The 22,839-nt window shown below is 45.1% G+C and carries 18 protein-coding genes; 6 read left to right on the top strand and 12 right to left on the bottom strand.

What is annotated here, in order from left to right; all coding sequences use genetic code 11:
- Nucleotides 1-5: 5 nt before the first annotated feature.
- From BQ7997_RS12505 to argR, 12 genes are all read right to left on the bottom strand, one after another.
- Entirely contained in the window at nucleotides 6-1,367 is a 1,362-nt protein-coding gene (locus BQ7997_RS12505; RefSeq protein ID WP_073346755.1) for a SpoIID/LytB domain-containing protein, read from the bottom strand.
- The gene (locus BQ7997_RS12500; RefSeq protein WP_073346754.1) at nucleotides 1,364-3,829 is read right to left on the bottom strand and encodes a DUF4922 domain-containing protein; all 2,466 of its coding nucleotides are present in this window, start codon (nucleotides 3,827-3,829) and stop codon (nucleotides 1,364-1,366) included. The genes BQ7997_RS12505 and BQ7997_RS12500 overlap by 4 nt, the downstream gene beginning before the upstream one ends.
- The gene (locus BQ7997_RS12495; protein ID WP_073347394.1) at nucleotides 3,829-5,322 is read right to left on the bottom strand and encodes a sodium:solute symporter; all 1,494 of its coding nucleotides are present in this window, start codon (nucleotides 5,320-5,322) and stop codon (nucleotides 3,829-3,831) included. The genes BQ7997_RS12500 and BQ7997_RS12495 overlap by 1 nt, the downstream gene beginning before the upstream one ends.
- A 261-nt stretch (nucleotides 5,323-5,583) precedes the next feature.
- Entirely contained in the window at nucleotides 5,584-7,761 is a 2,178-nt protein-coding gene (locus tag BQ7997_RS12490) for a polysaccharide lyase 8 family protein (RefSeq protein ID WP_073346753.1), read from the bottom strand.
- A gap of 189 nt (nucleotides 7,762-7,950) precedes the next feature.
- Nucleotides 7,951-9,606 carry an AMP-binding protein gene (locus BQ7997_RS12485; protein ID WP_044654757.1) on the bottom strand — a complete coding sequence of 552 codons (1,656 nt, stop codon included), beginning with the start codon at nucleotides 9,604-9,606 and terminating at the stop codon, nucleotides 7,951-7,953.
- A gap of 7 nt (nucleotides 9,607-9,613) precedes the next feature.
- Complete coding sequence (locus tag BQ7997_RS12480; RefSeq protein ID WP_022137203.1) at nucleotides 9,614-10,168, bottom strand: helix-turn-helix domain-containing protein; 555 nt, start codon at nucleotides 10,166-10,168, stop codon at nucleotides 9,614-9,616.
- Between the two features lie 39 nt (nucleotides 10,169-10,207).
- Nucleotides 10,208-10,981 (bottom strand): pyrroline-5-carboxylate reductase, encoded by a 774-nt coding sequence (proC, locus tag BQ7997_RS12475; RefSeq protein WP_044654756.1) that lies wholly within the window; start codon nucleotides 10,979-10,981, stop codon nucleotides 10,208-10,210.
- Between the two features lie 137 nt (nucleotides 10,982-11,118).
- On the bottom strand, nucleotides 11,119-12,240 hold the full coding sequence (locus BQ7997_RS12470) for an aspartate aminotransferase family protein (protein WP_073346752.1): 1,122 nt from the start codon (nucleotides 12,238-12,240) through the stop codon (nucleotides 11,119-11,121).
- Between the two features lie 13 nt (nucleotides 12,241-12,253).
- Nucleotides 12,254-13,222, bottom strand: coding sequence for an N-acetyl-gamma-glutamyl-phosphate reductase (gene argC / locus BQ7997_RS12465; RefSeq protein ID WP_073346751.1), 969 nt, complete (start codon nucleotides 13,220-13,222; stop codon nucleotides 12,254-12,256).
- The gene (locus tag BQ7997_RS12460; protein ID WP_073346750.1) at nucleotides 13,219-14,427 is read right to left on the bottom strand and encodes an argininosuccinate synthase; all 1,209 of its coding nucleotides are present in this window, start codon (nucleotides 14,425-14,427) and stop codon (nucleotides 13,219-13,221) included. The genes argC and BQ7997_RS12460 overlap by 4 nt, the downstream gene beginning before the upstream one ends.
- 15 nt (nucleotides 14,428-14,442) lie before the next feature.
- On the bottom strand, nucleotides 14,443-15,021 hold the full coding sequence (locus BQ7997_RS12455) for a GNAT family N-acetyltransferase (RefSeq protein ID WP_073346749.1): 579 nt from the start codon (nucleotides 15,019-15,021) through the stop codon (nucleotides 14,443-14,445).
- Between the two features lie 27 nt (nucleotides 15,022-15,048).
- On the bottom strand, nucleotides 15,049-15,522 hold the full coding sequence (argR, locus tag BQ7997_RS12450) for an arginine repressor (RefSeq protein WP_022137208.1): 474 nt from the start codon (nucleotides 15,520-15,522) through the stop codon (nucleotides 15,049-15,051).
- A 235-nt stretch (nucleotides 15,523-15,757) separates the two neighbouring features.
- Here argR and rhaB point away from each other — a divergent pair, with 235 nt between their 5' ends.
- The 6 genes from rhaB to BQ7997_RS12415 all read left to right on the top strand — a co-directional run bounded on the left by rhaB (nucleotide 15,758) and on the right by BQ7997_RS12415 (nucleotide 22,735).
- A complete protein-coding gene (gene rhaB / locus BQ7997_RS12440; protein ID WP_073346747.1) occupies nucleotides 15,758-17,215 on the top strand; it encodes a rhamnulokinase in 1,458 nt (485 codons plus the stop codon).
- Nucleotides 17,216-17,260: 45 nt separating this feature from the next.
- On the top strand, nucleotides 17,261-18,517 hold the full coding sequence (locus BQ7997_RS12435; protein WP_022137211.1) for an L-rhamnose isomerase: 1,257 nt from the start codon (nucleotides 17,261-17,263) through the stop codon (nucleotides 18,515-18,517).
- A gap of 3 nt (nucleotides 18,518-18,520) precedes the next feature.
- Nucleotides 18,521-19,540, top strand: coding sequence for an L-rhamnose/proton symporter RhaT (rhaT, locus tag BQ7997_RS12430; RefSeq protein ID WP_073346746.1), 1,020 nt, complete (start codon nucleotides 18,521-18,523; stop codon nucleotides 19,538-19,540).
- Between the two features lie 94 nt (nucleotides 19,541-19,634).
- Entirely contained in the window at nucleotides 19,635-20,444 is an 810-nt protein-coding gene (gene rhaD, locus BQ7997_RS12425; protein WP_073346745.1) for a rhamnulose-1-phosphate aldolase, read from the top strand.
- Between the two features lie 96 nt (nucleotides 20,445-20,540).
- The gene (gene fucO / locus BQ7997_RS12420; RefSeq protein WP_073346744.1) at nucleotides 20,541-21,695 is read left to right on the top strand and encodes a lactaldehyde reductase; all 1,155 of its coding nucleotides are present in this window, start codon (nucleotides 20,541-20,543) and stop codon (nucleotides 21,693-21,695) included.
- Nucleotides 21,696-21,835: 140 nt separating this feature from the next.
- Nucleotides 21,836-22,735: an AraC family transcriptional regulator gene (locus tag BQ7997_RS12415; RefSeq protein WP_073346743.1), complete on the top strand. Its 900-nt coding sequence runs from the start codon at nucleotides 21,836-21,838 to the stop codon at nucleotides 22,733-22,735.
- The last annotated feature ends 104 nt before the right edge of the window (nucleotides 22,736-22,839 follow it).

The following is a 22,839-nucleotide window of genomic DNA, read 5'->3' as shown; positions in this document are numbered from 1 at the left end:
TGATTTTATTTATATTGTCTCTCAATCATACTACCGGGGTAGTAGTGAGATAGTATCTCTTCGTATTTATAACCTTTTTCTCCCATTACGGCAGCACCAATCTGGCAAAGCCCTACTCCATGTCCCCATCCGGCACCGGTGAGGATAAAGTGGGAAGGGATTTTTTGCTCTTCTTCTTTGTATTCTCTATCTTCTTCTTTGTATTCCTTATCCACAACGAAAGCGGAGCTATATAAATGGGAGTTCGATAACGTACGGCGTATTTCCAGTTCTTTTCCGATGGTGAGTGTGCGTAGCGTGCCTACTATCTTCAGTCGGACGAGACGACCGGACGTTCCTCTTTCTACGGGAATTAAATCTATAATCTTCCCGAAATCAATGCCCGAGCGTTTGTGAATCAGTTCGGACAGTTCTTCTTGGGAATAGCTTACCTTCCAACGATAGAAGTCCGCAGTCTCCTGGTCGTAGTTATTTAAAACCTGACTGAGAATCTTCTTGTCCTGTGTGTTGCAGAATGCGACGGGCGAAGTGCGTATCCATTTGTCGGCTTCGGCTTCTATGGTCAGGTCAGGAAGTTTGTTTGTAGTTTGGCTGTCCCGTTGTCCGATAAGATAAGGATGCCTTACATTCTCCCAGCAGTTCTGGAATTCTTCAAAAGCGCCGCCGCAACATTTGGAGAAGCGGGCGTCACAAATCTTTCCTTTGTACATAAGTGCTTCACCCCGTGTAGCGGAAACAGCCTCAATAGCCCGTGACGTTGAGGCACGTGTGATTCCTTGATAACGCTGGCAATGGTCGTCGGCACATACATCAAAGTTTTTGTGGGCTTCATGGTCGTACCATTTGATAAATTGAGAATTGAGAATTGAGAATTGAGAAATGGCTGCGCTGTCCGGTTGCATCTTATTTTTTAATTTTTCATTCTCAATTTTTAATTTATTAAGTAGCCAGCTTCGGGAGATAACCGCATGTGCTTTCAGGAGTTCCAAAGAAGCCGTTACGCTCATTTCTGATGAAATCACGCTGGTGAGATAATCTTCGATGGAAATTATATTGATGGCGGTCAGCTTGTCGTCTTCAACGATAATCTTCAATTCACCTTTGAATCTCTGAACTTCTTTACGTTCCCAATGGAAATTGATACCGATGGTTACGTCCTGCAATTCAAAAAAAGAAGACGTCGTTTGTTGGGGAGTGAAGGACAATTCATCATATTCTTTTTCCTGCCAATAGATTTTCCCTTTCCGATAAACGGCTTGCTGTATTCCGGAGATTGCTATTCCATCAGAAGAAATGAATTCATCCGGGAAAGAGAATTGAATCTCTTTCCCGGAAAGAATACCAACTGCTATTTGAGGCTCTGTCATAAGGCGGCTTTAATGCGTTCTGCTATTTCTTGTAGTTTTTCTTTAGATATCGATACTTCCTGATAGATATCATATACCTTTTCAGGAGTCAGTTTCTCCATATCCTCTTCGCGTACTATAGGGAATATGCCGTTCATTTCAGCAATAGCGGGACTGATGAGAATTTGTTCGTCTCCTTTGGCGTAATAACAGTCAGGACGGTGCTTGCTGCGTAGGAAGATAACACAATTGTAAGGGCGTTCGGCCACTGACTCAAATTCATCGTCGTAGTGCTCTCCAAAAAAATCTTTGGTGCATTCCAAGCCATACCAGGCAAGAATATTCATCATGGGTTCCTTGCCGTTGCTATCGGCGGCTAAGATGTCGTAAATCAAGTGAAAGGCTAGCGACATTATATTCTTGTTCTTTGCCCGAATAGAGATAAAACTGAACGGGAAATTTTCATAATAGATTTCCACATTGTCGTTATCTATTATTTTATTGCTGTCGTAATATGTCCCCTGCATACTTTCCTCTTTACCGCAAGCCTGAAAATGGGCATGATCGGGAGCGGAAGCTCCACATTCCGGTCCATTATACAAAATGAAGTATTCTTTCATTCTGTCTGTGAATTCTATCATATCATTAAAACGCCCGGCTATGGATTGCGGCTTGTGTTCCTTGTCTACAATTGTAAAGTGGTGCTTAAATATGGGATAGGGATTAACCAGTATCTGATAATTCCCAAAACTGAGGAACTCTTGTTCCTGCGGTCGGTTTGTTTGGCAGAGGAAGCAAGGCCGTGAGTGAATAGAGACAGTATCTGTCTGTGCGGTAGCCGAAAGTATACGTTTAGGATTAAGGAATAGCTGCGCGCTGAAATATTTGCCATCCATCCTTTTAATTATTTTTTTCGTTCGTGACTGATACTGTTCCAGTGCCTGGTAATTCTCTTTGGCAAGTTTCCATGAAAGGATCTGCTTTTGGAATAACTGTTCGATTTCCTGCTGAAAATTCTCTAATCTCGTTTTTTGTTGCAGGATGCGCTGTTCCAATTCCCACGTACGAAGTCGGTCTTTATATAGATTATTCTGGTTGACTTTTTCAACAGACAGTGCGGCATCCGAGTTGCCTTCCCAACGGCGGCAAAGGTAAATCACGTCGTATATTCTGCCTATCTGATAATCGTGTGAGATTTTCAATCCAAGGGCATAGTCTTCTCCATAACTTGTGTTCGGGACTTTGATTTCCCGAAGAATGGGCGTGTAGAATGCACGGGGAGCTCCCAGACCGTTGATACGTAATGCATTGTTTCGTCCGTTGTCGGGCGTCCATTCCTTATGGTCGATGATGCCGGGGGCAATTTCCTGCATATCAAAATTAGTCATCTTATAAGTGCCGATAACCATCGCGCAATTCTGTTCATAGAAAGCATTAACCATAATTTGCAGCGCATGTTCGTCTTTATACACGTCGTCGCTATCCAGTTGGACGGCAAACTTTCCGCATTTCTCGTGATGGATACCTACATTCCAACATCCGCCTATACCGAGGTCATCTCTTTCGGGAATGACGTGAATCAGTCGCTTGTCCGAACTAAGTTCACGCAGAGCTTCACTGGTTCCGTCTGTCGAATGGTTGTCGATGACAATGACATTGAACGGAAAGGTCGTTTGCTGGTTCAGTGCCGAGCATACGGCATCTTTGATTGTGCGAATACGGTTGCGTACGGGTATAATAACAGAAGCTTCATATTCAAAAGTATGGGAAGAGAAGTCTACGGGACAGAAGTTGGGATAAAGATATCCGCCGATCTCCTTCAAATGCCTGGTGCATGCCTGTTCCATTTCAATCTGTACCTGACGGTTTTTAGGATCTACATAATCGAACTGCTTCTCACCGCTTTTCCGCTTGTCGCTTTCTACTTCGGTATATAGATATTCGTTGATATGTACCAGTTTGTTCTTTTGGGATATTTTGAGTCTCAAATCATACAAGCCTGCATATTGATATTCCTCTTCCGTATCTTTTATCGCTTCCTTGAATGTGTTGGCATTGAACAGTAATACCGAACCGAAATCGAAATCATCTCGTAGGCTACCGGGTTGATAGTCAATGACCGGAGCAGGTTTTAGCACACCGTCCACTTGTTGGTAATGATCTGCATAGACCATGCCTGCTTGGGTCATTTCCATGACTTGAACCATTCTTTCAAGAGCGAACATGCCTAGTCGCAGCGCAGTACGTTTGGTGTAAACTAAAGTATATGCTTTATCAGAATGTTCTGCAATAGCCCGCATCGCTTGTGTCGATTGCATTTTCTCTACGGAGATGAGTTCGCATCCGGGGATGCAGACATTGGTAATCGGTGATGCCAATAAATAAATCTTGTCTACCAGTGTCGATGCTCGTAACTCCTTAACCGTCTGCATCGTTTCTTCCAACCTGCTGAAAGGAAGAAAACAGTTGATTGTTGTTTTCATTATTTTATTTCTTGTTTTGTAGTATGAGTTGTGAAAGATGTTTCTTTGTCTTGTCTTTTGATGAGCAAACAAAGCCCGAGGAATGTGAACAGGGCATTGATAATCAACAACTCGTAACTGATTTGGTAACCGTTGAACCAGGCTTCCGAATTTCTTTGCAGGATATAGCAAAGTGCAGGGGACGCGATAGCTGCTAACGGGATATATTTATCATAAACTTGTTTCTTGGTGAAGATGCCAAAAGCAAACAGTCCTAAAATAGGGCCGTATGTATAACTTGCCAATGTGTAAATCGCGTCAATTACACTGGTATTGTTTAGCAGATTGAAAACGAAAATAACCGCTCCCATGACGACTGCCATGCCAATGTGTACATGCTTTCGTATCTTACTGAGTGCGGCTTCCTCTTTTTTCTGTGCATGTAGGATGTCTACGGTAAAGGAAGTGGTCAGTGCTGTCAAGGCAGATCCTGCCGCAGAATAGGCGGAAGCTATCAGCCCGATTATGAACAATATTCCGACTATGCCGGGAAAATAGTTTCCGGTAGCGACCATCGGAAATAGCTCGTCGCTTTTTCCTGGATTCTCAATACCTTGCTGCGCTGTAAAAGTATAAAGCAATACTCCCAACATCAGAAAAAGCAGAATGACAAAGAACTGGGAAATTCCGCTTGTAATCATATTCTTCTGTGAATCCCGGAAATTTTTGCAGCTTAGGTTGCGCTGCATCATATCCTGGTCGAGCCCGTTCATGGCAATGACGGTGAATATCCCCGCGAGGAATTGCTTGAAGAAATACCGCTTGTCATTGACATCATCAAAAAAGAATGTCTTGGAGAAGTCACTGTCCGAAATCGTAGTGACCAGACCGTTGAAATTCAGATGCAGACTGGAAGCGATATAATAGATACAAAGGACGACAGAAACTACCAGACAGAATGTTTTCAGGACATCTGTCCATATCAATGACTTCACCCCGCCGCGGAATGTATAGAGCCATACGATAAATACGGTTAGGATAACATTCAGCAAGAACGGGAGATGAAAAGGTTCGAAGATAAGCAGTTGCAATGTCAGGCATACGAGAAAGAGCCGGACGGCTGCCCCCAACATCTTTGAAATAAAGAAGAACCATGCGCCCGTCTTATAGGATGAACTTCCGAACCTGTTTTCCAGATATTCGTAAATGGAAACTAAATTCATGCGGTAAAAGAGAGGAACGAGCACAAACGCTATGATAATCTGTCCGACTATAAATCCGAGTACCATTTGCAGATAAGAAAAGCTGCTTGCCTGCACCATACCCGGAACGGAAACGAAAGTAACTCCGGAAATCGTGGAACCGATCATGGCAAAGGCTACTATATACCAAGCTGATTTACGATTCCCAACAAAGAATCCTTCATTGTCGGCTTTGCGTCCTGCTATATAAGAAATAGTGAACAGGATTATAAAGTATGCCACAATAGTAATAGATATGACGGCTGGGCTCATTATCTGCTGTTTAAATTCGTTTGGAGATAAAATATCTTGAATTATGTAGCAAATATAGCTGTTTTCGATGATATAATCCAATAAACAGATGTAATAAAGAGCATTCTTCCTCTATACAAATTATCAGCCAGTGTTTTTTCTCAACCATTCTCACCCCTATGAGAAAAAATACTCATATCTATGAGTATTTTTTCTCGTAAGAGTGAGAATAACCCCTCGCCAGAGCATGCTGACAAGGGGATTATGTGGAACTCAAATGGATTATTGTTTCTTATAAAGAAGGTATTTCTTGGATGCACCGGCATAGATGCCAGTATTTTCAAAATCACATAGGATGCTTCGGGTATCTTTGGAAACCTTGGGAATACATACATCTACTTTGACACACGACTGGCTTTGTGCAGGGTCGGCAATATGCAATTCCGCATTGTCCTGATAGATGTTTTTGAGCATTAGTGTACATGCTTTGTCCACCTTTACGGTAATCTCCTTATGAGTGAAAGTTCCTTTCCTATAAAATACCATTTGCCAGATATTCAGCTTTTTGTGTCTTACAATCTGCATCGAATCCGTATTGACTAGGATTTCAACAGGATTCTTTTTATTGTATGTGTCCATCTGCCGGGCGGAAGTTATCCCCGGTATTATGATATATGCATAGGTGGCGTTGTGAGGAGTAGTTCCGTGGTCAAATCCAAGAGTGAAGACTTCCCGGTGTTGCATCTCTTTCGATTCGGTATGGTTAATGTCATACCATGAGCCTGCTTGTTGCTCATTGTTCAGGTATATCCGCCCGCCTTGCGGAAAAATATATCCGATTTCGTTATGTAAAGTCCAGTCGGGAGAATCGTAGGAAAATTCTCCTTTCTTTATAGCTGTTTGTTTCTTGTTCTGTGATACTAGTATATTCTTGTCGTTCAGCAGGCATTGGTTGATTGTAGTGTATATAGGCGCGTGAGAAGTAGAATTGATTCCTGCTCCTAAACATACCACTTCATTATCGAAGAAGAACCATGCTTTTTTGGCACCGGTATTGACTCCTGCATAGTTATCTGTGTAGGAGTAGGCGGATACTCCGTAGATACTGTCGGATACACCACCGGCAAAAGTCGATGTTCCCCTGGTCTGCCAGTCGCTTGCAGCCATCGGAATCGTATCCAGTTGCGGAGCGGTTGTTCCGGGGATTCTGCACCAGTTCCATACAGGAAGGATATTAACGTATTCGTTGCCTTGTGTTGCTATATTGGTGCATCCGTCCGACAGGAAATAAGTCTTTAAGTTTTCTCCGTTACCGTATTCGCAACGCATGGTACGGGTGGATACTATGCGGACGTCGAAAGTATATCCGGGACGTACGTGCAGGGTATAATCTCCCCGGAAATAATGTGTGTGCAGTGGTTGTAATTTATAATCGGCAGGCTGCTTGCCTTTCAGGCGTGCGATGATGGTCTTATATTCGTCGGCATGTTCCGGATCGAGAACAATCATCCGTTCGGCAAACAGCGCAGTGGCACTTTTGTCGGTTATATCTTTCCGGCTTATACCTCTGCCGAGTACGTCGAAGAGCATGTGTTGTCCCCGAATGGTCTGGTAATAAGTCCCGCGCATGAATTTGCTCAGAATCCGTATCTTTTCGGCATCCAACGCATATCGGGTTCCTTGCGTGTACATGGCTACCTGTGTGGTTCCTTTCAGAATTTCATCACCGTATCCGCCGATATAAAGCTGTACCCCATGTTGAAAGTAAGAGTTGTCATGTTGGAAACCTTCTTTGACTGTGTATTCTATCGGGCTGTAAGCATTTTCGAGAGCCGTTTTCAAGTCGGTTTCGTTCTTTTCCAGACAGGCACGGTAAATCCAGTGAAGCGCAATGTCTGTCCGGTTGGCACCCGTCCATTTGGCAGGATCTCCGCCATCTTTACGTATGCGTTGCAAGGTTTTGGTTTCCAGTGCTGCCGGTATCTGTTTTTGACCGGTACGCATCTGTATAAGCAATATGCCGATTTTCTGTGGTTCGGCAATTTGGTTGTACCACCAGTTGTTACAGTGCGGATTACGTTCATACCAATATTCCAGTCCTTTCACTATCTTATTGTAAATGTCCTCGCTCTGATAGTAAGTGTTCTGCGGATTGGTATAGGCAAAAGCAAAATCATACAGTCGGTTTATGTGGATGAGAGGCTCCCAATTGGTGCGGTCGCGGCGGCTGTAGTCTACATCGGTAAAACAGCCTTTGTCGGAGTTGTATTTGTTTAAAGCCTCGTCAATAAGTGGATTTTGTGCAAAATCTTTTCTTATTTTCTCCATTAGAGTTTCAAATTCATCATGATTGGAGATAACTTGCTTGTTGACTGTATTCTTATTGCTATCAGCTATGACAGGTGCAGACGTACATAAGATTAAAAGTAATATTCCGATAATGCGGCAAATAAGTTTCATGCTGGTTTTATTTTAAATGGTTGTATCAAGTCATTGCGGGACAAAGATATGGAAAACTATTGAATGAAAAAACAAGACTTCCTGTTTTGAGTGAATGTAAAGAAACAAACTGGGACTGTGGATGATAAAAAATGCCGGTTGTAATGGAAGTTACAGCCGGCATCCCATGTAGGATAGAACGTTTCTTATTTATTTTTCATCATTCTGACGAATTTCCACCCGGCGAATCTTGCCGCTGATAGTCTTCGGGAGTTCTTCCACAAATTCAATCACACGCGGATATTTATAAGGAGCAGTCACTTTCTTCACATGATTCTGTAATTCCTTAATGAGTTCCTCTCCGGCACGTGCTTTATAGTCTTTGGATAGAACAATCGTAGCTTTTACTACCTGTCCGCGAATCTCGTCGGGTACTCCGGTAATAGCACATTCCACAACAGCCGGATGAGTCATCAACGCACTTTCCACTTCGAACGGGCCGATGCGGTAACCGGAGCTCTTGATAACGTCGTCTGCACGGCCGACAAACCAAAGGTAGCCGTCTTCGTCTTTCCAAGCAACGTCTCCAGTATAATAGATACCATCATGCCAGGCTTCGTGTGTACGTTCCGCATCGCGGTAGTACTCTTTGAAAAGTCCGAGAGGCTTGCCTTTGCTGGTGCGGATTACGATTTGTCCCTGCTCTCCGGCTTCAACAGAACGGCCTTCGTGGTCGATCAGGTCAACATCGTATTGCGGATTCGGCAGTCCCATGCTTCCCGGTTTCGGTTCCATCCAAGGCATGGTGGCGATAGTCAGGGTAGTTTCCGTCTGTCCGAAACCTTCCATCAGTTTGATACCTGTCAGTTTCTTGAATGTCTCGAATACGGCAGGATTCAGAGCTTCACCGGCAATCGTACAGTATTTGAGTGAAGACAAGTCGAACTTCGTCAGGTCTTCGTGAATCAGGAAGCGGAAGATAGTAGGCGGCGCGCAGAGGGAAGTGACATGATAATTCTGTATCATTTCCAAAATGGCGGCGGGAGTGAATTTCTCGTGGTCATACACGAAGATGTTTGCTCCGGCAATCCATTGTCCGTAAAGTTTTCCCCATACGGCTTTTCCCCAGCCCGTATCAGCGATGGTAAGGTGAAGGCTGTTCTCGTCCAGATTATGCCAGAAGCTACCTGTTACGATATGACCTAACGGATAAGTAAAGTCATGCGCCACCATTTTAGGTTCGCCGGTAGTGCCGGAAGTGAAATACATTAGCGAAATATCATCGTTGGTATTTGCATGTCTCGGACGTACGAACGGGGCGGCATTCTCTATTCCCTGATGGAAATCTTCGAAACCTTCGGGGATTTCCGGGCCGACGCTGACCAGTTTCTCGACAGTCGGGCAGTCGGGCAGGGCATCTTTGATATGTTGCAGGATGATTCCTTCACCGGCGGCTACAATCATTTTGATGTCGGCAGCGTTGCAACGGTAGATAATATCCTTTTTGGTCAACAGGTGAGTGGCGGGGATAACGGTTGCTCCCAGCTTGTGAAGGGCGATAGTGCTGTACCAGAACTCGTAACGGCGTTTCAGAATCAACATTACCATGTCGCCGCGACCGATGCCCAGACTTTGGAAGTACGAGGCGGTCATGTCCGTATATCGCTTCATGTCGGCGAATGAGAACTGGCGGCTCTCGCCTTTGTCGTTTGTCCAGAGCAATGCGTTCTTGTCGGGTTGTTCGGCAGCCCAGGCATCTACTACGTCATAACCGAAGTTGAAGTTCTCCGGGACGTTTATTTTCAAGTTTTTGATAAAATCCTCTTGTGAACTGAAAGAGGTCTGTGATAAAAATCTTTCTACCATGATATTATTACATAATTACTGCCAGAAAACGTACCGTTTTGCCATCGAGCGCTTTCATGCCATGTGGGAGTTTGGAATTGAAATAGATACTGTCTCCTTGATTGAGGATGATTTCTTTGCCTTCGATATTGATGAGCATACGTCCTTCAATCACAAGGTTGAATTCTTGTCCGTTGTGTTTGTTATAATGGATAGGTTCGTCGTCCCCTTTCGGTTCAACGGTAACGATGAACGGGTCGGCAGTGCGGTTCATGAAGCCCGATGCCAGTGACTGGTATTTATAGGCTTTCGTACGTTCAATGCTGACGCCTTTGCCTGCGCGGGTTACGAAATAACTACTCATCTTAGGTTCTTCGCCGAACATCAGGGCGTCGAGGGCAACATTATACGTACGTGCAATCTTCTGCAGCATGCTGACAGAAATGTCGTATTCTCCTGTTTCTGCAAGTCGGTATTCTTCAGCAGAGATGTCGCTGTCGCGGGCAATGTCCTCAGAAGTCAGTTCCAGTACATCACGCAATCCGCGAAGGCGTTCTGCTATCTGTTTAATTTGGTCATTCATACAAGTAGTCGGTATTTTATGATTAATAATTTTGTGGTTTTATTTGGATGCTTTCATCGCTTGGATGATAGCGGAAGTGAAGCCGTTATGCTCCAGTTCATTGATTCCTTTGATAGTGATTCCGCCCGGGGTAGTCACTTTGTCGATTTCTACGCTGGGGTGGGTGTCATTATTCAGAATCAGTGCGGCTGCCCCTTTCAGTGATTGGGCTACCATGGTCATGGCGTCTTTCGGGCGGATACCCATTTCGATGCCGGCTTGCATGGCTGCTTGCACGTATTTCAGAACGTAGGCGATGCCACAGGAAGCCAGTGCGGTGGCTGCCGCTATCTTGTCTTCGGGGATGAGCATCACGGTGCCCATTTCCTTGAAGAGTTGGAGAACGAATTTATCCTGTTCGTCGTTGGTATTTCGTGCGGCAACGAGTGTCATGCTTTCCAGTTCGCTGATAGCGGTGTTGGGGATAAGGCGGAACATCGGCATTTCCGGTGATACCACATAATGCGCCAGTTCCTCGAAACTGATGCCGGCGGCTACCGAGATAAGTATCTGTTTGCTTTTTAGTTTCAACTCGCGCATTACGGGTTGCATGAACCAAGGCTTTACGGCAAGGATAACGATGTCTGCTCCCAGCGCCGCTTCGGCATTGTTGTGAGTTGTAGAGATACCCGGAAATTCTTTTTTCAATTGTTCCAGTTTGCCTGCACTGGGGTTGGATATGATGATATCCGAGTCTTCTATCAGACTTCCTTTTGCCAGGCCGCGAGCGATGGAACCGCCCATATTGCCTGCACCGATGATAGCTATTTTCATATTACGCTTGTTTTTAATGAGTTGTCATAGACAAAGGTAACGGTAAATTGCGAAAAAACAAAAAGCAGCCTGAATAAGAAATAAATTTCTGATAGAGACTGCTTTTATCGTTGGCTGTTTATTAATCAAATGAGCGTTTAGAGTACCTTCTTGAAGCGCGCAAGGAACTCGTCCGCTTCTTCCATGCTGAGACAGAGAGGCGGCAGAAGACGCAGTACGTTCGTACCGCTTGCTCCCGTGAACACGTGCTCGTCATAGATGAGACGGCTGCGCAATTCCTTGATGGGGTTTTCAAATTCGAGTCCAATCATAAGCCCGCGTCCGCGTACTTCTTTGATTTGCGGGAATTTCTTCAACTCTTCCAGCAAGTAGTTACCTACTTTAGCCGCGTTTTCTACCAGGTTTTCCTGTTCGATAACGTCCATTACGGCAAGGGCTGCCGAGCATGCCAGATGGTTTCCGCCGAAAGTGGTTCCTAGCTGTCCGTACACAGGCTTGAACATCGGACTGATAAGAACACCCGCCATCGGGAATCCGTTTCCGATACCTTTGGCTACGGTGATAATGTCCGGTTTGATGTCATTGTACTGGTGGGCGAAGAATTTACCGCTACGTCCGTATCCGCTCTGAATCTCGTCGAGAATCAGGATAGTGCCTGTCTCGGTACATGCCTTGCGGAGTTCCTGCATAAATTCGGTAGTCGGTATCTTGATGCCGCCTACACCTTGTATTCCTTCAATGATAACGGCGCATACGTCTCCTTTAGACAATTCCTGCTTCATGGCTTCGGTGTCATTCAGAGGAAGATAGACAACGTGACCGTTGTTGTTGATAGGAGCGATGATGGACGGATTGTTGGTCGCTTCTACTGCCAGTGAAGTACGTCCGTGGAAGGCTTTGGTGAAAGAAACCACTTTGGTACGTCCGTTGTAGAAAGAAGCCAGTTTCAGCGCGTTCTCATTCGCTTCGGCACCGCTGTTGATAAGGAACAGGCTGTAATCCTCATAGCCGGAAATTTTTCCCAGCCGTTCGGCTACCTGTTGTTGTAGCTTGTTGATTACCGAGTTCGAGTAGAAACCAAGATTGGCTACCTGGTTGCTAATCATCTCTACATAGTGAGGGTGTGCGTGTCCGATGGAGATAACGGCGTGTCCGCCGTAAAGATCTAAGTATTCAGTCCCGTTCTCGTCCCAGACTTTGCAACCTTTTCCCTTGACTATATTGATATTATATAAAGGATATACGTCGAATAAATTCATAATTCTTCTGTTTTTAAAAAGCTGAAGGCTTCAAACGCAGTCCTACCGTCTCTTCCAGGTTGAACATCAGGTTCATGTTGTGAACCGCCTGTCCGCTGGCACCTTTCAGCAGGTTGTCGATACAGGAGATAATCAATAGCTTGTCGCCATGCTTCTCAAGATGTATCAGACATTTGTTGGTGTTGACTACTTGTTTGAGGTCTATATTCTTGTCTACGATATGCACAAATGAGTCCTTTGCATAATACTCTTCATACATGCGGACGATTTCTTCCAGTGATACTTTAGTTTTCACTACTAACGTAGCGAAGATGCCGCGCGGGAAATCTCCACGATACGGAATAAAGTCTATGTCGGAATCAAAACTGTTCTGCAACTGTTGCAGCGATTGTTTGATTTCCGGCACGTGCTGGTGGTCGAATGCTTTGTACACACTCATGTTATTGTTTCTCCAACTGAAATGACTGGTAGCTCCCGGTTTCACTCCGGCTCCGGTACTTCCTGTAATGGCATTTACAGAAATATCGTCTGTCAACATCAGGTTCTTGGCTAGCGGGAGCAGACCGAGTTGGATGCAAGTGGCAAAACAACCGGGATTCGCTACATGCTTCGCCGTACAGGTAGCGCGGCGGTTCAGTTCCGGCAGACCGTAGATGAAGTCGTGGTCGTCACTCTTGATACGGTAGTCCATGGAGAGGTCGATAATCTTCAGGTCTTCCGGTATGTTATGGCTTTCCATGAATTTCTTTGTGTCGCCGTGGGCTGTGCAGAAGAAAAGAACATCGATTTCGTCCAGAGGTAACTGGTCGGTGAATCTCAAGTCTGTTTCCCCATATAAGCCTTCGTGTACGTCGGTGATTCTGTTTCCGGCATTACTGCTGCTGTTGATAAATACGATTTCAGTCTCCGGATGGTTGAGCAGCAGGCGGATTAATTCGCCTGCCGTATATCCTGCGCCACCAATGATTCCTGCTTTAATCATATCTCTTCGTCTTTATGGTTGTTATAGTAAACACGCAGCGGAGTAGAGGTCACTTTGATAAAGCCTTTCGCGTCTTCGGCTGTCCAGCCTTTCTGCATTTCACCGTATTCTCCGAATTTGGTTTTCACGAGGTCGTCTTCCGATTCCACGCCTACGGTAGAGAAAGAAAGCGGACGAAGTTCGAGGATAGCCGTACCGTTCACGTTGCGCTGGCTTTCCTGCAACATGGCTTCGATGTCACGCATCACAGGTTCCAGATACTGGCTTTCGTGTAGGAACATACCGTACCAGTTGGCTACCTGATCTTTCCAGTATTGCTGCCATTTGCTCAGTGTATATTTCTCAAGGAAGCGGTGAGCGCCGATAATCAGCATCGGAGCGGCGGCTTCGAAACCTACACGGCCTTTGATACCGATAATCGTATCTCCTACATGCATATCACGACCGATACCATAAGCGGCACCGATTTCTTCCACTTTCTGAATAGCTTTGATAGGGTCATCAAACTTCTCGTCGTTGACAGCTTTCAGTTCGCCTTTCTCGAAAGTGAGGCGGAGTTGTTCGCTACCTTCCTTTTCTACGTGTTTCAGATAAGCAGTTTCCGGCAATCCCTGTGCGGAATCGAGGATTTCGCCACCACAGATGGAAGTACCCCACAGACCTACGTTATACGAGTATTTCAGTTTGGTGAAGTCCGCGCTGAAACCATGCTTGTTCAGATAGTCGATTTCTTCCTGACGACTCAATGTCATGTCACGGGTCAGCGTGATGATTTCCACATTTGGAGCCAGTACGAGGAAAGTCATGTCGAAACGAATCTGGTCGTTACCTGCTCCGGTAGAACCGTGGGCGATAGCGTCCGCGCCGATTTCGTTGGCATAACGTGCGATAGCCAATGCCTGAAAGATACGTTCGGAACTGACCGAAATCGGATAAGTACCATTACGCAGCACATTTCCGTAAACCATATATTTCAAGCTCTTCTCGTAGTATTCCTGAGTGACGTCTATCGTTACATATTTCGCAGCTCCCAGTTTATAGGCGTTCTCTTCATTCGTTTTCAGTTGTTCTTCACTGAAACCGCCCGTATTGGCACAAGCTGCATATACTTCGTAACCTTTTTCTTTGGCGAGGTACATGACGGTGAACGATGTGTCCAGTCCGCCGCTGAATGCCACCACTACTTTTTTCTTCTTTTCTTCCATAGTGCTGTATATTTTTTAAATGTTATTTCTTTCTTGTTCTTTTTTAATGTTCCGCGGGTCTGTCGGGTCGTACAGCATGGCTGTGCAGATACAGAATTTGCGGTTCTTGGCAACCAGGATATCGTGGTTGGTGCATCCTTCGCATCCTTTCCAGAAAGCCTCGTCGTCTGTCAGTTCATTGAAGGTGACGGGGACGTAGCCCAGTTCCGTATTCATCTTCATCACGGCTGCGCCAGAAGTCAGACTGAATATTTTCGCTTTCGGCCATCGGAGACGTGCCAGTTGGAAAGAAGCCTGTTTGATACGTTTTGCCAGCCCTAAACCACGGAAATCGGGATGAACAATCAGACCGGAAGTAGCTACATATTGCTTGTTGCCCCATGATTCGATGTAGGTGAATCCTGCGAATTCTTCTCCGCGGAGTGCAATAATGGCTTTTCCTTCTCTCATTTTTGTCGCTACGTATTCGTGTGTGCGTTCCGCGATTCCGGTTCCTCTTACGGCGGCAGCATTTCTGATAGTTTCCAAAATAGTGTCAACGTAAACCTCATGTGAGGCGTCGGCTACCATAACATCTATTTGTTGAGTGTCCATTTCTTTATATATATAATATAGGTATAATTATTCGATATTCGGAATGATGAGTGACAAGAGCTGACGTATCTTGCTTGTGGCAACCCCTTCACGCAACACCAGCATAATCGTATCGTCTCCGGCAATGGTTCCGAGAATTTCGGTGAACTCATTGTTGTCGATGTCATAAGCCATGCTGCTTGCATAACCGGGGCGGGTACGGATAACGGCTATGTTACCGGAGAACTGCAAGGAGATGAATCCGTTGTTGCGTAACATTTCGCCGGCACTCTGGTCGGTAGAACGTTTATACATAATGTTGTTCGGCAGTACATATACATACTTACCGTTCATACTGGCAGCTTTGGCTACTTTCAGTTGTTTCAAGTCTCGTGAGAGGGTGGCCTGCGTCAGTTCGAAGCCTTCGCGGTTTAGCTCTTGCAGCAGCTCTTCCTGCGAGCCTACCTCTTTGCTCGAGATAATCATTTTGATGGCATCTAACCGATTTGCTTTCTTCTTCATTGTATAATTATTCTAATAACACTGCAAAAGTATGCATTATTCGGGAGAAAATATGCATAAAACCATGCTTTTTTTGCATAAAAGTGAAAAATATGCTAAACTGTGGAAGTTTGGTTTTCTGTTTTGTGTCAAAATGTATATCCTTTCAATCAAAATACGTAAGGAACACGAGGCGGGAATCGCCTATCTTTGCAATGTAGGTAAATGTATACCTTAAATATATAGACAGAATACCATGAAACAAAACTTTTTTGCAGTCGATCTGGGCGCAACGAGCGGCCGTACAATCTTGGGAACTTTCATTGAAGGCGCATTAAGCCTCGAGGAGATTAACCGTTTCCCCAACCATCTGATTGAAGTCGGTGGTCATTTCTATTGGGATATTTATGCATTATATCGTTATATCATTGACGGCTTGAAGCTGGTGGCTCACCGTGGAGAATCTATCGCTTCTATCGGTATTGATACATGGGGAGTGGATTTTGTGTGCATCGGAAAGGACGGAAACCTGCTTCGTCAGCCTTATGCGTATCGTGATCCGCATACGGTAGGAGCGCCGGAAGCTCTTTTCTCCCGTATTTCCCGTAGCGAAGTCTATGGCAAGACGGGTATTCAAATAATGAATTTTAATTCACTTTTCCAGTTGGACACTTTACGTCGTAATAATGACAGTGCATTGGCGGCGGCGGACAAGATTCTGTTTATGCCGGATGCATTGAGCTATATGTTGACCGGAGAAATGGTGACGGAATATACGATTGCTTCGACAGCCCAACTGGTGAATGCACAGACCCGTCGTCTCGAACCGGAACTGTTGAAAGCAGTCGGATTGAGTGAAAAGAACTTCGGCCGTTTTGTATTCCCGGGTGAAAAGGTGGGAGTATTGACAGAAGAAGTACAGAAGATAACCGGACTGGGAGCTATCCCTGTGATTGCCGTAGCCGGACATGATACGGGTTCTGCCGTTGCTGCCGTTCCGGCATTAGACCGTAACTTTGCTTATCTAAGTAGCGGAACATGGTCGCTGATGGGTGTTGAAACGGATGCTCCGGTAATCAATGCCGAAACGGAAGCGTTGAACTTTACGAATGAAGGCGGTGTGGAAGGAACTATCCGCCTGCTGAAGAATATCTGTGGAATGTGGTTGTTGGAACGCTGCCGCTTGAATTGGGGGGATACGAGTTATCCCGAACTCATCAGCGAAGCGGATTCCTGTGAACCGTTCCGTAGCCTGATTAATCCCGATGATGATTGTTTCGCAAATCCTGCGGATATGGAGAAAGCCATAGCAGAATATTGCCATGCTACCGGACAGCCTGTTCCCGAACACCGCGGACAAGTGGTACGCTGTATCTTTGAGAGTCTGGCTTTGCGTTATCGCCAGGTATTGGAGAACTTGCGTTCGCTTTCTCCCCGCCCGATCGAGACATTGCACGTGATTGGCGGTGGTAGCCGTAACGACTTGCTGAATCAGTTTACAGCCAATGCCATTGGTATCCCGGTGGTTGCAGGCCCTTCCGAAGCTACTGCTATCGGTAATGTGATGATTCAGGCGATGGCAGCAGGAGAAGCTACGGACGTGGCGGGCATGCGCCGGTTGATAAACCGTTCCATTCCGTTGAAAACTTACCATCCGCAGGATACGGAAGCGTGGGATACGGCTTATATCCACTTTAAAAACTGTATCCGATAATTAATAAACAACCGACAGAATAATCATTTTAAACAATAGAATATCATGAAAAAAGAAGAACTGATTCAGAAAGCGTATGAGATTGCTGTGGAACGTTATGCAGCAGTAGGTGTAGACACCGAACAAGTATTGAAAACTATGCAGGATTTCCATCTGTCGCTTCATTGTTGGCAGGCTGACGACGTAGCAGGATTCGAAGTACAGGCCGGCTCATTGACAGGCGGTATCCAAGCTACTGGTAACTATCCGGGCAAAGCCCGCAACATTGACGAACTGCGTGCCGATATCTTGAAAGCCGCTTCTTATATCCCGGGTACTCACCGCCTGAATCTGCATGAAATCTACGGAGACTTCCAAGGCAAGGTAGTAGACCGTGACCAGGTGGAACCGGAGCATTTCAAGAGCTGGATAGAATGGGGTAAAGAACATAACATGAAACTTGACTTCAACTCTACTTCTTTCTCTCATCCGAAATCAGGTGACTTGTCACTTTCTAATCCTGACGAAGGCATCCGCCAGTTCTGGATTGAGCATACAAAACGCTGCCGTGCAGTTGCCGAAGAAATGGGTAAGGCACAGGGCGACCCGTGTATCATGAATCTTTGGGTACACGACGGAAGTAAAGACATCACCGTAAACCGCATGAAGTATCGTGCATTGCTGAAAGACTCTCTGGATCAGATTTACGCTACCGAATATAAGAATATGAAGGACTGTATCGAATCCAAAGTGTTCGGTATCGGTCTGGAAAGCTATACAGTAGGTTCCAATGACTTCTATATCGGATATGGTGCTTCCCGCAACAAGATGATTACACTGGATACCGGTCACTTCCACCCGACAGAAAGTGTGGCTGACAAAGTATCTTCACTGTTGCTCTATGTTCCTGAACTGATGTTGCACGTAAGCCGTCCGGTTCGTTGGGATTCAGACCACGTTACTATCATGGACGACCCGACTATGGAACTGTTCCAGGAAATCGTCCGTTGTGGCGCATTAGACCGCGTACACTATGGTCTTGACTATTTTGACGCTTCTATCAACCGTATCGGTGCTTACGTAATCGGTAGCCGTGCCGCACAGAAATGTATGACCCGCGCCCTGCTCGAACCGATTGCCAAGTTGCGTGAATACGAAGCTAACGGACAGGGATTCCAACGTCTGGCTCTGCTTGAAGAAGAAAAAGCTCTTCCTTGGAATGCTGTATGGGATATGTTCTGCTTGAAGAACAATGTTCCGGTAGGTGAAGATTTCATTGCGGAAATCGAAAAGTACGAAGCCGAAGTAACTTCTAAACGATAAGTTATGGATATTTTAATCGGCTTGTTGATTATAGCCATCGGTAGCTTTTGCCAGTCCAGTTCCTATGTGCCTATCAAAAAGGTGAAGGAATGGAGCTGGGAAAGCTTCTGGTTGATACAAGGTGTATTTGCCTGGTTAGTGTTCCCGTTCCTGGGTTCACTGCTGGGCGTGCCCCAAGGGAGCAGTTTGTTCGACTTGTGGGGAGCGGGAGGTGCTGGAATGAGCATCTTTTATGGTGTATTGTGGGGAGTAGGCGGTCTGACGTTCGGACTTTCCATGCGCTACCTGGGTGTTGCATTGGGACAAAGTATCTCATTGGGTACTTGTGCCGGCTTTGGAACACTTCTTCCGGCTCTTTTCGCAGGGACAAATTTGTTCGAAGGTAACGGACTGATTCTTCTGCTGGGTGTTTGTATTACGTTGGCAGGTATCGCCGTTATCGGATATGCCGGCAGCTTGCGTGCACAGAATATGAGTGAAGAGGAAAAACGTGCTGCCGTGAAAGACTTCGCATTGACAAAAGGGTTGCTCGTGGCATTGCTGGCAGGTGTGATGAGTGCTTGTTTCGCTTTGGGACTGGATGCCGGAACGCCTATCAAGGAAGCTGCTTTGGCAGGTGGTGTTGAAGGACTTTATGCCGGACTTCCTGTAATCTTCCTGGTTACGTTCGGTGGATTCCTGACGAATGCAGTGTATTGCCTGCAACAGAATGTGGCGAATAAATCCATTGGTGACTATGCGAAAGGAAAGGTATGGGGCAACAATCTGGTGTTCTGTGCCTTGGCTGGTGTACTGTGGTATATGCAGTTCTTCGGACTGGAAATGGGAAAGAGTTTCCTCACGGAAAGTCCTGTTTTACTGGCTTTCTCCTGGTGTATCCTGATGGCGTTGAATGTCACATTTAGTAATGTTTGGGGAATTATTCTGAAAGAATGGAAAGGCGTGTCAAACAAGACCATAACTGTGCTGATAGCTGGTCTGACTGTACTTATCTTCTCATTAGTGTTCCCAAATTTGTTTTAAAAAATTTAGGTGTGGGTTATACAGATTACGCAGTTTTTTTATAACTTGCGGCAAAATCAGTATAATCTATGCCTAATTAAAATTATATTATAGAATGAAATCAATCTTAGAGAATCGTCCGGCACTTGCCAAAGAAGTAAATAAGGTAGCGGAAGTTGCCGGCTACTTGTGGCAGAAAGGATGGGCTGAACGTAACGGTGGTAATATCACTGTTAATATCACAGAGTTTGTAGACGATGAAATCCGTCAGATGAAACCGATCAGTGAAGTTAAATCTATCGGTGTGACTCTTCCTTATCTGAAAGGATGTTATTTCTACTGCAAGGGAACTAATAAACGCATGCGTGATTTAGCTCGTTGGCCGATGGCGAATGGTTCGGTGATCCGGATTTTGGATGACTGTGCCAGCTATGTAATTATCGCAGACGAGGCTGTGGCTCCGACATCGGAATTGCCTTCTCACTTGAGCGTACATAATGACCTGTTGAGCAAAAACTCTCCTTATAAAGCGTCTGTACATACACACCCGATAGAACTGATTGCCATGACACATTGTCCGAAATTCATGGAAAAAGATGTGGCTACCAATCTGTTATGGAGTATGATTCCCGAAACAAAGGCATTCTGCCCGCGTGGTTTGGGTATCATTCCTTATAAATTGCCCAGTTCTGTAGAACTGGCGGAAGCTACCATCAAGGAATTGCAGGATTATGATGTTGTGATGTGGGAGAAACATGGTGTATTTGCAGTTGATTGCGATGCGATGCAGGCGTTCGACCAGATCGATGTACTTAATAAATCAGCTCTAATTTATATCGCAGCAAAAAATATGGGTTTTGAGCCGGATGGTATGAGTCAGGAACAGATGAAAGAAATGACAGTTGCTTTCAATTTGCCTAAATAATATTTTTACTAGTCATTGAATTTATAAACTTTAGCAACCGCAGCATTTTCTACCCTGGAAGGTGTTGCGGTTAATCCTTTAAACAAATAGACAACCATGAATCGCATTATTTTAAACGAAACTTCTTACTTTGGTGCCGGATGCCGGAGTGTGATTGCTGTGGAAGCAGCCAGACGTGGCTTTAAGAAAGCCTTTTTTGTAACGGATAAAGACCTGATTAAGTTTGGGGTAGCTGCCGAAATCATCAAGGTGTTTGATGAGAATCAGATTCCTTACGAACTTTATAGTGATGTAAAAGCTAATCCTACTATTGCAAATGTGCAAAACGGTGTGGCAGCTTACAAAGCTTCCGGAGCCGACTTTATTGTAGCTTTGGGTGGTGGCTCTTCTATTGATACAGCCAAGGGTATCGGTATTGTTGTGAACAACCCGGATTTTGCAGATGTGAAATCTTTGGAAGGTGTGGCTAATACGAAACACAAGGCAGTACCTACTTTCGCATTGCCTACTACTGCCGGAACGGCTGCCGAAGTAACCATCAATTATGTGATTATCGACGAAGACGCACGTAAAAAAATGGTTTGTGTAGACCCGAACGATATTCCTGCGGTGGCTATCGTAGACCCTGAACTGATGTATTCCATGCCGAAAGGTCTGACTGCCGCTACGGGTATGGATGCTTTGACGCATGCTATCGAAAGTTATATTACTCCGGGTGCCTGGGCTATGAGCGATATGTTCGAACTGAAAGCTATCGAAATGATTGCGCAGAACCTGAAAGCGGCTGTGGATAACGGCAAAGATGTAGTTGCCCGCGAAGCAATGTCGCAAGCGCAATATATCGCCGGTATGGGATTCTCTAACGTTGGTTTGGGAATCGTCCATTCGATGGCTCACCCGCTGGGTGCTTTCTATGATACTCCTCACGGTGTGGCAAATGCTTTGCTGTTGCCTTACGTGATGGAATATAACGCTGAGTCTCCCGCTGCTCCGAAGTATATCAATATTGCGAAAGCGATGGGCGTAGACACTACCGGAATGAGTGAAGCAGAAGGTGTAAAGGCGGCTATTGAAGCTGTAAAAGCTCTTTCTCTCAGCATTGGCATTCCTCAGAAACTGCATGAAATCAATGTGAAGGAAGAAGATATTCCGGCATTGGCAGTGGCGGCTTTCAATGATGTTTGTACGGGTGGTAATCCCCGTCCTACTTCGGTAGAAGACATTGAAGCTTTATATCATAAGGCTTTCTAAATCTGACAGTGTAGGTTTGTTTTAAATAGACATCCGGAGATGCTTCACAGTATACTCCGGATGTTTTTTGTTTCTTAGCGTGTGTTTTCTGAAAATAATTCCTATTTTTGTCCGGTTCAATTACATGAAAACACGTTGATATGACCGAGGAAAATAGTTTAGGACTTGAATTTAAGTATCTGATTGTAAATGACATGGACCGTAAGTTTGGTTTATGGGTCAATACGGTCGGTTATCAATCTATCCCGCCCGACTCTCCTTACCCGTTGAAAGAACATCCTTCCGGTTACTTTTTCAATGCTGAAAAAGGCAGGGTGCTTCGTGAGTACCAGTTGGTCTATATCACCAAAGGACGTGGTTTGTTTTCATCAGATTCAACTTCCGAAAAACAAGTTTGTAAAGGTCGGCTGATGGTATTGTTTCCCGGACAGTGGCATACCTATCGTCCTTTGCGGCAAACCGGTTGGACGGAATATTACATCGGATTTGAAGGGCCTGCGATAGATGCTATCGTGGATAATTCTTTTCTCTCTCAGGAGCAACAGATATTAGAGGTGGGAATCAATGAAGAATTGGTATCCTTGTTTTCCCGTGCTCTTGCAGTGGCCGAAGCGGACAAGATTTCCGCGCAACAATATCTTTCCGGTATTGTGCTCCATATGATAGGTATGATTCTCTCCGTTTCCAAGAATAAGATTTTCGAGATGAGCGATGTTGACCAGAAGATAGAGCAGGCAAAGATTATAATGAACGAAAATGTATCCGGTAATGTAGACCCGGAAGAACTGGCGATGCGGCTCAATATCAGCTATTCATGGTTCCGTCGTGTCTTTAAGGAGTATACAGGTTATGCTCCCGCCAAATATTTTCAGGAGTTGAAACTTCGCAAAGCGAAGCAAATGCTGGTGGGTACTTCCCAATCAGTGAAAGAGATTTCTTTCTTTCTCGGTTTTCAGTCTACCGAATATTTCTTCTCTTTCTTTAAGAAGCGTACAGGGCTTACTCCGTTGGAATATCGTTCGTTCGGGCGGGAGGAATAAAATAGCGTTTAAGGGTCGGGTCGCCTTAGTAGGGGATAAAATATAAAACAGAGGATTTGGATAGCATTAATAGCATTAAAGGGTTATAGACCAATATTAAAAAA

This window comes from Bacteroides congonensis, assembly GCF_900130125.1.
Classification (GTDB): domain Bacteria; phylum Bacteroidota; class Bacteroidia; order Bacteroidales; family Bacteroidaceae; genus Bacteroides; species Bacteroides congonensis.
This window is presented reverse-complemented; position numbering and strand designations above follow the sequence as displayed.

Excerpts from the sequence above, each read along its gene's own strand:
- rhaB (WP_073346747.1), top strand. The coding sequence starts at position 15,758 with ATGAAACAAAACTTTTTTGCAGTCGATCTGGGCGCAACGAGCGGCCGT.
- rhaD (WP_073346745.1), top strand. The coding sequence starts at position 19,635 with ATGAAATCAATCTTAGAGAATCGTCCGGCACTTGCCAAAGAAGTAAAT.
- argR (WP_022137208.1), bottom strand. The coding sequence starts at position 15,522 with ATGAAGAAGAAAGCAAATCGGTTAGATGCCATCAAAATGATTATCTCG.
- BQ7997_RS12470 (WP_073346752.1), bottom strand. The coding sequence starts at position 12,240 with ATGAATTTATTCGACGTATATCCTTTATATAATATCAATATAGTCAAG.
- fucO (WP_073346744.1), top strand. The coding sequence starts at position 20,541 with ATGAATCGCATTATTTTAAACGAAACTTCTTACTTTGGTGCCGGATGC.
- rhaT (WP_073346746.1), top strand. The coding sequence starts at position 18,521 with ATGGATATTTTAATCGGCTTGTTGATTATAGCCATCGGTAGCTTTTGC.
- BQ7997_RS12415 (WP_073346743.1), top strand. The coding sequence starts at position 21,836 with ATGACCGAGGAAAATAGTTTAGGACTTGAATTTAAGTATCTGATTGTA.
- BQ7997_RS12480 (WP_022137203.1), bottom strand. The coding sequence starts at position 10,168 with ATGAATGACCAAATTAAACAGATAGCAGAACGCCTTCGCGGATTGCGT.
- BQ7997_RS12500 (WP_073346754.1), bottom strand. The coding sequence starts at position 3,829 with ATGAAAACAACAATCAACTGTTTTCTTCCTTTCAGCAGGTTGGAAGAA.
- proC (WP_044654756.1), bottom strand. The coding sequence starts at position 10,981 with ATGAAAATAGCTATCATCGGTGCAGGCAATATGGGCGGTTCCATCGCT.
- BQ7997_RS12490 (WP_073346753.1), bottom strand. The coding sequence starts at position 7,761 with ATGAAACTTATTTGCCGCATTATCGGAATATTACTTTTAATCTTATGT.
- BQ7997_RS12495 (WP_073347394.1), bottom strand. The coding sequence starts at position 5,322 with ATGAGCCCAGCCGTCATATCTATTACTATTGTGGCATACTTTATAATC.
- BQ7997_RS12460 (WP_073346750.1), bottom strand. The coding sequence starts at position 14,427 with ATGGAAGAAAAGAAGAAAAAAGTAGTGGTGGCATTCAGCGGCGGACTG.
- BQ7997_RS12485 (WP_044654757.1), bottom strand. The coding sequence starts at position 9,606 with ATGGTAGAAAGATTTTTATCACAGACCTCTTTCAGTTCACAAGAGGAT.
- BQ7997_RS12435 (WP_022137211.1), top strand. The coding sequence starts at position 17,261 with ATGAAAAAAGAAGAACTGATTCAGAAAGCGTATGAGATTGCTGTGGAA.
- BQ7997_RS12505 (WP_073346755.1), bottom strand. The coding sequence starts at position 1,367 with ATGACAGAGCCTCAAATAGCAGTTGGTATTCTTTCCGGGAAAGAGATT.
- argC (WP_073346751.1), bottom strand. The coding sequence starts at position 13,222 with ATGATTAAAGCAGGAATCATTGGTGGCGCAGGATATACGGCAGGCGAA.
- BQ7997_RS12455 (WP_073346749.1), bottom strand. The coding sequence starts at position 15,021 with ATGGACACTCAACAAATAGATGTTATGGTAGCCGACGCCTCACATGAG.